The following is a 12,722-nucleotide window of genomic DNA, read 5'->3' on the forward strand; positions in this document are numbered from 1 at the left end:
TTAAATAATGATAACTTTTTTGTTTTGAGAACGTAATTTAACTATTATTAATTTTAAAATCGATATATGACTTACTGGGACAAAAATCCAAATGTTTTCAAAAATATTATTGCCATAGCTTCATTGGTGGTAGTGAGTCATATTGTGCTTGTATTTTATTTATTGATTACAAGCACAACCGATGATAATCTTTACACCCAATTAAACGATTTCAATTATACAACAAAAACCATAATCGGTAAAAATCCTGATAAAGAAAACAAACTTGACACAATAAAACCCGGTCACGTACTGATTGCAATCAATGATTCATCATTAGCACCACCAAATTTCAAATATGATGATTATTTTGATAAGATTTCACCAAATTCTACCGTCAGTCTAAAGTTTCGAAATCTTCAAAATCGAAATACATTTACGATTTTAATTAAAAAGTCTGATATTCCGGAACAATTTACTGTATATGTTCCAATGTCTGCATGGGTGAATTTTGTTGTTGAAGGTGGTGCTTCGGATAGGGCAGGGCTCAAACAAGGTGACTTGATTATAAGAGTCAACGGCAAAAGTTTCAACGATATCTTCGAAGCAGATAGACTCATGAGACGTATGGGAAGCGGTAAAGAAATAATGTATGAAATCTTGCGATATGAAAAAAAGTTTGAAGTAAAGGTTGCACTTTCAAAAATCGGAATAAGTTGGTACTCATTAGTTAGTCTTACTACAAGCATTCTTACTATTTTCATAGGGTTTTGGATTGGTTTTAACAAACCCAACTTAGTTGCGGGTAGGATGATTTCCATCTCTATTATTTTTGTTGGGATGCTATTGTTTCACTTGTTTGTACATTTGCCGAATGACCAAATTTTATTAACCGAAATTGCCTTTTTTGTGACGAATTTTGTATTAATTTTCAGTATCCCATTATTCTTTCACACAGCATTGTATTTTCCTTCGGAAAAGCCCCAAATCATCAAAAAGCAAAAGCCAATTTTAGTTGGTTATCTTATGGCGGCGATTTTATTCTCATTAGCTTCGATACTTTATTTTTGGAAAATCTTGTCATACATGCCATATTTATTCATGTATGGAGTAACTGCCATTTTGCTGTATTTTATAGTCCTTTTTATTTGGAATAGAAAGCATTTCAAGAAAGAAGAAAAACGCAAAAGCCTTTTTATAAGAATAATTATCTTTGCTGTATCATCATTTATGATTTTCGATTTGATTATCCAAAATTTTAATTTGATGAGCCGAGAATATGTAACTACAGTTGTTGAATTTCTTCCATTAGTCATATTTATGATTCCTGTTGGGATAGTTTATACTATTTGGCGTTACAGACTTTTAGATTTTGATTTCAAATTCAGACGGAATATTATTTTTGCATTCGCCTTGACTCTTGTCAACGTTATGTTTATCGTGATTCTGGCTGTAATAATTTTCTTTATCACAGGAATTGACATCAAAGTTCCGGAGATTGTTTTTACAGGCACTGCTATCGAAGTTTTAGGAGATAATGAGATCGGTAGCAATTCAAAACGAATAGAATTTTTTATTTTGTTGGGAGCTTCAGTTATAGCATTTTTCGGAGTATATCAGCTTCGTCTGAATACTTCAATTTGGCTCAATAAGAAATTTGACCGCCAGACAATTAACTACAAATCGGTTTACTCGCAAATTTTTGAATCTATCGAACCAAGCTCCGGGATTGAAACAATTGCGGATACTTTCATGGCAAATCTTGATAGAGTAATCGGTTTCAAGCGATTTGGTATTATAATTTACGGCACTGACCAGTTCATCCGTTATCAGAATTATGGCGGATTTGACGGTATTGAATTGGAGAACTTCAACAAATCACTTTCGCGACGGTTCACTTTTTATTTGAAGGAATTCAACGGAGTTTTTTCATCTGACTATTTGCCGGATGGCATCAAGGAAGTTTATTATAAATTTGAAATCGAAAATTTGGTACCAATCAAGACTCGCGACCAATTCAATGGTGTAATATTATTAGGCGAGAAATTATCCGAAACAGGATTGACTCATGACGAAATTGATTTGCTCAAATCTATTGCCAATCAAGCTTCTGTCACTATCAACAACTCTTTGCTATACGAAAAACTGTCGCAACAGGAACGAATCAGACACGAACTCGAATTTGCCAGAGAAATCCAAACAGCTTCTTTGCCTTCCAAAGCTCCTGATTTAGAGGGATTTGATATTTTTGGGGTTTCAATTCCGGCATTAGAAGTTGGTGGAGATTTTTATGATTACTTAGGTAGCAAAGACGGCAAATCGCAAACTTTCATCATAGGCGACGTTAGCGGCAAAGGAACCTCAGCAGCCTTATATATGTCCAAAATTCAAGGTGTAATTCGTACTTTAAATGTTTTCGACCTTTCGCCACGCAATCTTATGATTTATGCCAATACTCAGCTTCATAGAAAGATTGATAAAAGCTTTTTCGTGACTGCACTTACTGCAAAACTGAACACTTCCGATATGACTTTGAAGATTGTCAGAGCAGGGCATAATCCGCTCTTATACTTTGATTCAACTACCGGAAAGGCTGAAGTAATCAAGCCAATTGGTATGGGATTAGGTTTGACCGATTCAGATACTTTTGCTTCAAATCTTGAAGAGTACCATAGAAAAATTAACAAAGGCGATGTCATACTTTTATATACTGATGGAATTACCGATAGTCGTAATAATGAAAATGATGAATATGGTGATGAAAGGCTGTCTGACGTGCTTTTGGCAAATTCACATTTATCATCACTTGAAATAAAAGATGCGATTTTCGATGATATTAGTAATTATACAAACGGCACAATGCAATTTGATGATATGACATTGTTGATTGTTAAAATCTTATAAAAATAGCTAATCTGGGATTAAGAGAATGGGGGATAAAGCCAATGCTCAGGTTTTCTTCTACTTCAAAGTCAAATAAATGTGCTCCAACGTATGCATCAACTGCTGCTAAGACATAAACACCGATTAGGTAAAATCCGCTCATATCGCGGTTATCCCTGAAATATTCCCTGCGGAGCAAAGTGATTTCGTATTCAGGGTTATTTTTCTCCATTCCATCAAGTATTTCAGCATAATTACTAAACTCAATTTGGTTGTAAACAATCGAAGCATATAGCCCGAGTGCCCCTGCCAAAAATATAGGAGCTTTCCAGTAGCTTTCGACATAATATTGTCCCCACCCGGGTAATATCAACGAGCGATATATTGCACCGGATGGGGATTTTGTCATTTCAAATTTTGACTTTTTTACCGTACTTTCTACTTTTGCCGTATCAATTTCATCTTGCGAATAACAAAATGCAATATTTGCAATGAATATGAATGAAATCAACAATATTTTGTAGTAAGTATTCAATCTTTTTATCAGATTAATAAACTGCAATTGCTTCAATTTCTACCAAAACGTCTTTTGGGAGACGTGCTACTTCATAGGCTGCACGAGCGGGTTTGCTTGTTTCAAAAAATTGGTTGTAGATTTCGTTCATCTGAGCGAAATGTTCCATGTTTTTGAGCAAAACAGTTGTTTTTACTACATTTTCCAATGTCAAACCAACTGACTCCAAAATGGCTGCAATATTCCTGATTGATTGTTGAGTTTGGATAGTAATACCCTCGCCGACTAATTGTCCTTCAGGAGTAAACGGTATTTGACCTGAGATGAAAATAAATTTTCCTTCCGCTCTGACAGCTTGTGAATATGGTCCGATTGGAGCGGGAGCGTTTTTTGTTAAAATCTGTTCTTTCATATTTTTTCCTTTTGTTTAATGGATAACAATTTTGATTTTGCACAATAAGCAGCACCATAGATGCCGGAATCCTCATTATGCTTGGCTCTTTTTATAGAGATTAATTCCTTATTTCCATACATTACACGTTTGTTGACGTATTTTGTGGTTTTTTGTAATAAATAATTTGAATTTGAAATTCCGCCACCGATGACAATTTTGCAAATATTCAGGGCATGAATTATGGATATAATTCCCGAGGCAAGGTGAAATGCTGTATGGTCGAGAGTTTTGACAGCAATCGCATCGCCATTTTCTGCCAATTTTGAAATATCTTTAACGCCAATTGCTTCGTTTGAGCCGGTGAGTGAGTTGTAGAAATCAACTATTCCTTGCTTGCCGCATTTTGATTCAAGAGTACCAATTCTATATACGTCAGAATTTTCGTCGAATTTGCTGTCAATAATTATATGCCCGATTTCTCCTGCGAAACCGGCGTCCCCATGGAATGGTTTCCCTTCAATAATTATTGAACCGCCAACTCCGGTGCCAATTGTAAGATAAACAAAGTTGTCAATGTTTTCCTCAGATTGACCGATTAGTTCGCTCATAGCTGCCATATTAGCATCATTTTCGATTACAGCGGGAACAGTTAATTTATTCAGCAAATTTTCAGCAAGATTGACGCCCTCGAGGAATTTCAAATTTGGAGATTTTTCCAAAATGAAATCTTTTGATAACAATCCCGGAATACCGATTCCTATTGCTTCAACGCTATAAGCATCGGAGATAGTAGAAATATCCTGGTTCAAAAACTCGAAAAATTTTGAGGAATCATCAAATGAATTGCTTGGGAAGGAATAATTTTTGATTAGAGACAATTCGGTATCGAATAAGCCGACTTTAATAGATGTACCGCCAATATCAATCCCGAGCAACATATCTATTTGCCTTCGTTGTCTTGTATAACGAAAACTGTTTCGTTACGTTTTTTCATGCCGTATTTTTCGCGGGCAACTTTTTCGATAGTTGTAGTATCAGTCTTGAGCATCTCGATTTCGTCTAAGAGCATTTCGTTGCTATCCTTCAATGCAATGATTTCGCGTTCGAGACTCTTTGTTTCGTATTCTAATGTAAATCTGTTCCAAAGCCCGTAATCGGATATTGTCACAATCAATGCAATTGACAAAATGGCAGAAACGCCGATAATTGTCCATCGGCGTTTCTTGTAAAAATTTATATCCGTGAAGCTGAATTTCATTAAACTTGGTATTTCTTCAAAAATTCTACTAATTTGTCCAATTCTTCTTTCGTTCTCTTTTCGGTAACAGCTATCATCAATCCTTTTCGTTCAGGCATAAAGCGTGAAATGTCCAAACCGGCGATTAAACCTTCGGGAAGTCCCTCGGAAATTATAGTTGATGCATCAACAGGAGTTTCAACCACAAATTCGTTAAAAAATGGTAAAGTGTTAATAAGATTGAAGCCATTAATTTGACTAATTTGTTCAGCCAAATAATGAGCACGATGGAAACTTTGTTCCGCCACTTCCTTGATGCCGGATTTGCCCATTGTGGTCATATAAACTGTGGCTGCAAGCATAAACAAGCCTTGATTTGTACAAATGTTCGAAGTTGCTTTTTCGCGTTTGATTTGTTGTTCGCGAGTTTGCAAAGTCAATACGAAACAACGAGTGCCTTCCGAATCTTGTGTGATTCCTGATAATCTGCCGGGAATTTTGCGTACAAATTCTTGCTTGCAAGCAAACAATCCTAAGTATGGTCCGCCGTAGCTAAGTGAGATACCTAAAGATTGACCTTCGCCAACTACAATATCTGCATTATACTTGCCCGGTGCTTCAAGTACACCGAGAGCAATCGGGTTTGTGACTACTATAAACAAAGCTTTTTTTGAATGAGCGATTTTTTCGATAGCGTAAACATCTTCGATATTTCCGAGGAAATTTGGTGTTTGAACTATGACGCCTGAAACATCGTCAGTCATAGCCGCTGCCAAAGCGTCCAAATCAGCCGAACCATCACTTTTGATAAATGATTCGTAAGTGAATTCTCTGCCTGCTGTGATTGTTTTTGTAGCTTCGATGTAGCTCGGATGCACAGTTCCGGCAAATAAGAATTTCGATTTTCTATTGTGGGCATTGGACATCAAACATGCTTCTGCCAAAGCGCTTCCGCCATCATAAAGCGAAGCATTAGCCACGTCCATTCCTGTGATTTCGCAAATCATGGATTGGAATTCATACATTACTTGCAAAGTGCCTTGCGAAACTTCAGCTTGATAGGGAGTGTAAGCTGTTTTGAATTCCGGTTTTTGTAGTACCGAACCAACAATTGACGGTACGTAATGGTCGTATGCACCACCGCCAATATAGCAAATATGCGATACTGCCGAAATGTTACGGCTTGCGTATTTGTCCATCAATTTGAATGCTTCCAACTCAGAAAGGCGGCTTTCCAAATTCAAGGGTTCGGTTATTTTAAATTTGCTTGGTATATTTGCAATCAAGTCATCAAATTTTTCCACACCGATGGTTTTCAACATTTCAGCTCTTTCGGAATCGGTGTTTGGTACGAATGTCATTGTTACTCCTAACTTTGATATTTTTTTTAAAAATTGAAAAATGTTATCATACAAAATTACTGCTATTTACAATGATAACAAAAAATATCTTGAAAATGGTTTATCAACTCTTATGTTTTGCCAAAATCTCTTTCAAACGATTGATGACAGGAATACTTATGGGGTCTTGTTTGTTGAGTACGGCTAAGTAATAGCTTAACCAATCGCCAAGGTAAATCAGGTCGAACATTCGCGCTAAAATGTGATTACCGGTCCCGTAAAATTCATAAACGTCGTAAAATTCCGATAGCATCTCTTTGATTGCATCAAAACGAATTTTCACTCTTGGGTGGTCTTCTTTATCTCGCAAGAAAATGAATTTGAATCTTGGTGAATTAGGCTCAGTGGCAAACCAGGCATTTATTTCATTGTGGTTCATTTCGGGCAAATAGCTCCCGAAAGCAGGAGATTTAGCATTCTCGTGAATTTGTGCTTGCCAGCGCAAATTGATTGAATCTGTTATCGCATCTGCCGAATAAATGACAGGATAGCTTCTGAACAAATCATTTGCGGCTTTGAATGCCGGGTTTGCAAAGTCATGACTTTCGTAACGACTTGTAACGCGTTTGAGCAATTCTTGGGCTTCAGTAAGCCCTGCAATTGTGCTTTTGCTCAATTCCGGCGAAAATACTTTGCTCTTGATAAGAATATAAAGCAATCCTACGAACGAATAGGCTAAGGCACATCGTGGTTGGAATCCTTCGGGAATTATCAAACACGGTATATTCTTTGAATTAGCGAATTTCTTAACTTTTCCACCGGAAGTTAAGCAAATCATACTCAAATCATTATCATAAGCGCTTTCCATCGCTGCGAGAGTTTCTTCGGTATTGCCTGAATATGAACTGATGATAATGAGAGAATTCGCTGCTATGTTATGCGGCAAACCATATCCCTTATTCACACGAATTTTAATATTGGATTTGCAACTCGGCGATTGCAAATATGAATTCAGAAGATTACCTCCCAAAGCCGAACCGCCCATTCCGCAAATCACAATTTCGCGAACGTGTTCGTAGGTAGTATCAATTTCGAAAGATTCGCCGATTTCGATAGCATGTTTGAATTGCACATGAAAATTATGCAATATCTCTTGCATCGAATTAATGTCGTATTTAATTGTTAACATATGATTGCTCTGCTGAAAAATTTATAAAATTAGAGCCACTTATCCATTTTTTTGTCGCGTAGTTCCGCAACTATTTTCTTTACGTCTTGAACTTTCGACTTATGGCATACAAGCACAGCATCGTCAGTTGTGATTATGATAATATCTTCCAAACCGAGTGCCGATACCATTCTACTGTCTTCTGTGCTGTTGATTATCATAGTATCTTTAGAGTCAACCGATACTATGTTATCGCCAAAACTCAAATTGCCATCCTTGTCTGCCCCGTGCAAACGTGAAAAAGAATCCCAAGAGCCAATGTCATCCCATGTAAAATCTGCTTTCGCAACATAGACTGATTTTGATTTTTCCATCAGTGCATAATCAATTGACTTATTAGGGAAACTATTGTAAAGCTCAATTATTTTTTCATTTGTACCGGGGAAAGCTGTTTCCGTTGTACCGGAATGCAGTTCAGCCATAGCGTCAATGTGCTCGCCAACTTCCGGGAAATGTTTCTTCATTTCACTTGTAAAAACATCTAATCGCCAGAAGAACATTCCACTATTCCAAAAGAATTTCCCACGTTCGATATATTCGCTTGCTTTCTCGGCGTCAGGCTTTTCATGAAATCTCGCAACAGGAGCAATTTGAGCTGTATCGTAATTGATAAAATCATTTTCTACTTCGATATAACCGTAACCTGTTTCAGGTCTTGCAGGTTTTATACCGATTGTGCATAAACCTTGATTTAGAGAAGCAAAATCCAAAATCGCACCGATATTCATTTGGAAGTCTTCGTCAGATTCGATTTTGTGGTCAGCCGTCAAAACTGCCATCAAGATTTCGGCATCGTCTGTTTGATACTTCGCTTTCAAGAAAGCGGCAGCATAAGCCAAACATGGTGCGGTATTCTTTTTTGATGGTTCTGCTATTACATTACTTGCAGGAATGTCAGTTAATTCTTTGCGAATCGGCTCCAAAAGGTTGACAGAAGTTATAATGAAAATATCAGCTTTGTCTATAGCTTTGCCAATCCTATCAATAGATTGCCTAAGCATAGTTTTATACTTCGAATCAAGCTTCAAAAGTTGCTTGGGACGGTTTTTACGACTTAGGGGCCAAAACCTTTCGCCCGAACCACCCGCCATTATAACACACGTTTTAATCATTATATAATTTCTTATGAATACAAATAGCAAATATAAGAACATTTCTTTGGATAATTTCCTTTTTGGGATAACTACCATGTCCAAATTAAACTTTTCGTGACTCAAAATCGTTTTAAGCGGTATAAATTATTACTTTTGTAGTATGTTTTTAACTTCATTAAAAGGATGATCATGGCAATCAAGATTGCAATAAATGGATTTGGTCGCATTGGAAGGCTTGTAGCCCGCGAAATTTTCAACCGTAACAGTGGACTGGAATTGGTCGGTATAAATGATTTAACTGATGCCGCTACTTTGGCACATTTGTTCAAGTATGATTCTGTACATGGCAAATTCAAAGGAGAAGTGTCTCATACTGAAAATTCAATTGTTGTCAACGGTCAAAACATTCCAATTTCAGCCGAAAAGGCTATCGAAAATATTCCATGGCGAAATATTGACTTAGTATTAGAATCCACGGGCGCTTTCACCAGAAATGAACAACTTTTGAAACATATAGAAACAAGTGGAGCCAAAAAAGTCCTTCTCTCGGCTCCGGCAAAAGATGCTCTTGATGCAACTGTTGTATTAGGTGTCAACGATTTCGTTCTCACAGGAGAAGAAAAAACGATTTCGAACGCCTCTTGCACTACAAACTGTTTAGCACCTATGGTTAAAGTTCTAAATGATGAATTTGGAATTCATTCCGGATTTATGGTTACTATCCATGCTTATACCAACGACCAAAGAATTCTCGATTTACCGCATAAAGATTTGAGACGTGCCAGAGCTGCCGCAGCTAACGCAATTCCTACGACTACCGGTGCTGCAAAAGCAGTAGGCTTAGTATTGCCCGAATTGAAAGGCAAATTGCACGGTTATGCAGTACGCATTCCAATTCCGGACGGTTCTTTGACAGATTTGACAGCTATTTTGAATACTGAAGCAACTGTAGAGCAAATCAATAATGCTATGAAATTAGCTTCGGAAACAAGCATGAAAGGCATTTTAGAATATTCCGACGAACCATTAGTTTCATCTGATATTGTCGGTAATCCTCATTCATGTATTTTTGATAGCCAATTGACTCAAGTTAGCGGCAATCATGTAAAAGTAGTAGGGTGGTACGATAATGAATTCGGTTATTCTTGCCGCATTACTGACTTATTGGAAAAATTAGGCACTGATTTGTAATCATACTTTATATCGAAATTATCTTTTTTATCAAAAACAACAAAGGTTGAAATTATGATTCATTCCTTGGATGAAGCCGATTTCCAAAATAAAAATGTTCTTGTCAGAGTTGACCTCAACGTTCCTTTGGACAAAAATGGCAAAATTACTGATGACACAAGAATTGTAGAATCTTTATCAACTATTGATATTATAATTGATAAAGGTGGAATTCCGATTTTGATGTCTCATCTGGGAAGACCCAAAGGGAAAGTCAATCCTGAATTTTCATTAAAACCTGTTGCAGATTATTTGAAAGACCATTTCGGTTACAAAGTGATTTTTGCCGAAGATTGCATTGGCACTTCAGTCAAAAAAGCTATTGATAATGCCGAATTGGGCGAGCTTGTCTTGCTCGAAAATTTGCGCTTTCATAAAGAAGAAGAAGCCAATGACATCGAATTTGCCAAGAAATTAGCCGAATTGGGCGATGTTTACGTAAACGATGCATTTGGAACAGCTCACAGAGCACATGCAAGTACTGCGGCTATTGCCGGGTTTTTTGAGGAAAAATATGCCGGAATGCTCATGCTCAAAGAACTGAACTATCTCGGAAACGCAATCAAAAATCCACGCAAACCATTTGTAGCTGTCATTGGTGGCGCCAAAATTACAGGCAAAATTGATGTTATTAGACATCTATTTACAAAATGCGATTCGATTTTGATTGGTGGCGGAATGATGTTTACATTCTACAAAGCTTTGGGCTATGAAATCGGCAAATCTATTTGCGAAGATGATAAACTTGCTTTAGCTAAAAGTTTGTTGGATGAAGCAAGTAGCAAAAACATCAAGTTAATGTTGCCAACCGACGTTGTAGTAGCTGATTCATTTACTAATGATGCTCCACATAAAACAGTTGCTTTCGACAATATTCCAAGTGATTCAGTTGGAATGGATATTGGCGAGAAAACAGCACAGGAATTCAGCGATATTATTTTGAATGCTGCAACTGTCGTATGGAACGGACCTATGGGAGTATTTGAAATGAGCAATTTTGCAAAAGGAACAAAAGCAATTGCACAATCTCTTGCCGATTTAACTTCCAAAGGTGGGATTACTGTGGTTGGTGGGGGAGATTCCGTCGCTGCTATCAGTAAATTTGGACTTGAGAAAAAAATATCACATGTTTCAACAGGTGGTGGAGCCTCTCTCGAATTTATGGAAGGCAAAGTTCTCCCGGGTGTTGCTGCTTTAGAATTATAATTATGTACAAGATTAGATAAGGGAGTGCTTTCACAATTCACTCCCTTTTATAGAAAAAAATGTCAAAACCGAATTACATAGAAAATCACGTTGAGCTTATTGATTCAGTTATAAAATCAATAAATGATAACTTTTTTTTATTGGAGCAATCTTTCCAATTGAATAAAGTGATTTATGACACAGTTTGTAATATTTTGAAATTCTTGAATAATTCTCTTAAATTACTTCCCCTTATACTATTCACTCAAGCAAAAGATTCCGTTAGTAAAGAGCAATTGATTGAGTCCTTCGAGCAAGTTCTATCTTCATGGTCCGAATTCCTTGTATCGAAAGAATCGTTCACAAACGACTGGAATGTTTTTGTACACAAATGGGATTCTTACAAAACTGACTTCACTAAAACAACTAATTCCACACATACGATTTTCATTTCGATGAATTAAGAAATGAAAAGCACCTCAGCAATTCTTGGCATTCAGAAACGTCACAAGCAATATTGAAAATCATTATGAGAATATGAATATGAGAGGTATGGGCAGTTTTTCACTTTTTCCACCTGTAATGAAAATGCTGTTGATTATCAACGTTGCAGTTTTCATTCTTCAGTATTTGTTTTTGAGCGGACTGACTTTTGATGGTCATTCACTCAATGCACTATTTATGAAATATTTCGCCTTACAGCCATTCAACGCTGAAATAATGTTCGATTTATCTGAAAATATATTCCTTCCATGGCAATTAATTTCGTATCAATTCATGCACGGCGGTTTATGGCATTTGTTCTTCAATATGTTTGCTCTATGGATGTTTGGTTCAGAACTTGAAGGTTTGTGGGGAAGCAAACGATTTTTGATTTATTATTTGCTTGCCGGTGTGGGTGCCGCTATTGTCCATATGTTTATAACGCCGCTAATTACCGGCTTATCAGTTCCAACTGTAGGGGCTTCGGGCTCTGTTTATGGCATCTTACTTGCATTTGCATTCACGTTTCCGAATAGACCAATTTTCATGTTTCCTTTTTTCATTCCAATTCCGGCTAAGTTTTTTGTATTGATTTTTGTTGTTATCGAAATGATTTCGGGAGTCTCGGGTAGTTCCGGTATAGCACATTTTGCCCATCTCGGCGGTGCACTAACAGGATTTATACTTTTAAAATGGGGCGATAAAATGGGCGTTTTCAAATGGTTTTCCAAAAAATCTGATGCTTACGACCCTGGATTTGGGACTACAGGAGCTTTTCAGTCCGACCCATACTCCGGCTCCGGTAGCAGAAAACCGAACGTTATCCAAGTGAAATGGGCTCAAATCAATCAAGAAAAACCGGTTCAACCCAGACCCGAGCCAAGAGTCGAAAATAAAGGCAAATATATAATTGACGGTGAAGAGATTACTCAAGTAAAAATTGATTCGATATTAGACAAAATTTCCGAAAGCGGTTATCAAAATTTGACCGAAAAAGAAAAGTTTATTTTAACAGAGCTTAGCAAGCGAATATAAATTTATCCACAAAATAATTTTGATTACTCAATGCAAATCAATAATCATATAGAAGGATTGACCGTAATAAGCAATCCGATTGTAACAAGCAAGAGCGTTGCCGGGGGGAATTCCTTTACT

12 protein-coding genes are annotated in these 12,722 nt (G+C 36.9%); 5 read left to right on the forward strand and 7 right to left on the reverse strand.

What is annotated here, in order from left to right:
* The first annotated feature begins 66 nt into the window (after nucleotides 1–66).
* Complete coding sequence (locus M9949_07640) at nucleotides 67–2,883, forward strand: SpoIIE family protein phosphatase (GenBank protein MCO5251279.1); 2,817 nt, start codon at nucleotides 67–69, stop codon at nucleotides 2,881–2,883.
* Here the strand turns inward: M9949_07640 and M9949_07645 are convergent.
* The 7 genes from M9949_07645 to M9949_07675 all read right to left on the reverse strand — a co-directional run bounded on the left by M9949_07645 (nucleotide 2,870) and on the right by M9949_07675 (nucleotide 8,687).
* Nucleotides 2,870–3,424 carry a DUF5683 domain-containing protein gene (locus M9949_07645; protein MCO5251280.1) on the reverse strand — a complete coding sequence of 185 codons (555 nt, stop codon included), beginning with the start codon at nucleotides 3,422–3,424 and terminating at the stop codon, nucleotides 2,870–2,872. The genes M9949_07640 and M9949_07645 overlap by 14 nt on opposite strands.
* Nucleotides 3,411–3,788 carry a RidA family protein gene (locus M9949_07650; protein MCO5251281.1) on the reverse strand — a complete coding sequence of 126 codons (378 nt, stop codon included), beginning with the start codon at nucleotides 3,786–3,788 and terminating at the stop codon, nucleotides 3,411–3,413. Before M9949_07650 ends, M9949_07645 begins: the two co-directional genes overlap by 14 nt.
* On the reverse strand, nucleotides 3,785–4,708 hold the full coding sequence (locus M9949_07655) for an ROK family protein (GenBank protein MCO5251282.1): 924 nt from the start codon (nucleotides 4,706–4,708) through the stop codon (nucleotides 3,785–3,787). Before M9949_07655 ends, M9949_07650 begins: the two co-directional genes overlap by 4 nt.
* A gap of 2 nt (nucleotides 4,709–4,710) precedes the next feature.
* Nucleotides 4,711–5,028: a septum formation initiator family protein gene (locus tag M9949_07660; GenBank protein ID MCO5251283.1), complete on the reverse strand. Its 318-nt coding sequence runs from the start codon at nucleotides 5,026–5,028 to the stop codon at nucleotides 4,711–4,713.
* Complete coding sequence (gene gcvPA, locus M9949_07665) at nucleotides 5,028–6,368, reverse strand: aminomethyl-transferring glycine dehydrogenase subunit GcvPA (protein MCO5251284.1); 1,341 nt, start codon at nucleotides 6,366–6,368, stop codon at nucleotides 5,028–5,030. The genes M9949_07660 and gcvPA overlap by 1 nt, the downstream gene beginning before the upstream one ends.
* A 103-nt stretch (nucleotides 6,369–6,471) precedes the next feature.
* Nucleotides 6,472–7,536: a bifunctional phosphoglucose/phosphomannose isomerase gene (locus M9949_07670; GenBank protein ID MCO5251285.1), complete on the reverse strand. Its 1,065-nt coding sequence runs from the start codon at nucleotides 7,534–7,536 to the stop codon at nucleotides 6,472–6,474.
* A gap of 29 nt (nucleotides 7,537–7,565) precedes the next feature.
* Nucleotides 7,566–8,687, reverse strand: a complete 1,122-nt coding sequence (locus tag M9949_07675; GenBank protein MCO5251286.1) for a sugar phosphate nucleotidyltransferase — start codon at nucleotides 8,685–8,687, stop codon at nucleotides 7,566–7,568.
* 168 nt (nucleotides 8,688–8,855) lie between these two features.
* Between M9949_07675 and gap the strand changes: the two genes are divergently transcribed.
* Genes gap through M9949_07695 form a run of 4 tightly spaced genes read left to right on the forward strand, consistent with a single transcriptional unit; the run spans nucleotide 8,856 to nucleotide 12,602 of the window.
* A complete protein-coding gene (gene gap, locus M9949_07680) occupies nucleotides 8,856–9,860 on the forward strand; it encodes a type I glyceraldehyde-3-phosphate dehydrogenase (GenBank protein ID MCO5251287.1) in 1,005 nt (334 codons plus the stop codon).
* 54 nt (nucleotides 9,861–9,914) lie between these two features.
* A complete protein-coding gene (locus tag M9949_07685; GenBank protein ID MCO5251288.1) occupies nucleotides 9,915–11,105 on the forward strand; it encodes a phosphoglycerate kinase in 1,191 nt (396 codons plus the stop codon).
* Nucleotides 11,106–11,164: 59 nt separating this feature from the next.
* Complete coding sequence (locus M9949_07690) at nucleotides 11,165–11,548, forward strand: hypothetical protein (GenBank protein ID MCO5251289.1); 384 nt, start codon at nucleotides 11,165–11,167, stop codon at nucleotides 11,546–11,548.
* Between the two features lie 25 nt (nucleotides 11,549–11,573).
* Entirely contained in the window at nucleotides 11,574–12,602 is a 1,029-nt protein-coding gene (locus M9949_07695; protein ID MCO5251290.1) for a rhomboid family intramembrane serine protease, read from the forward strand.
* The last annotated feature ends 120 nt before the right edge of the window (nucleotides 12,603–12,722 follow it).

Origin of the sequence: Candidatus Kapaibacterium sp. (assembly GCA_023957315.1) — a bacterium.
Lineage (GTDB): Bacteria > Bacteroidota > Ignavibacteria > Kapaibacteriales > UBA2268 > PGYU01.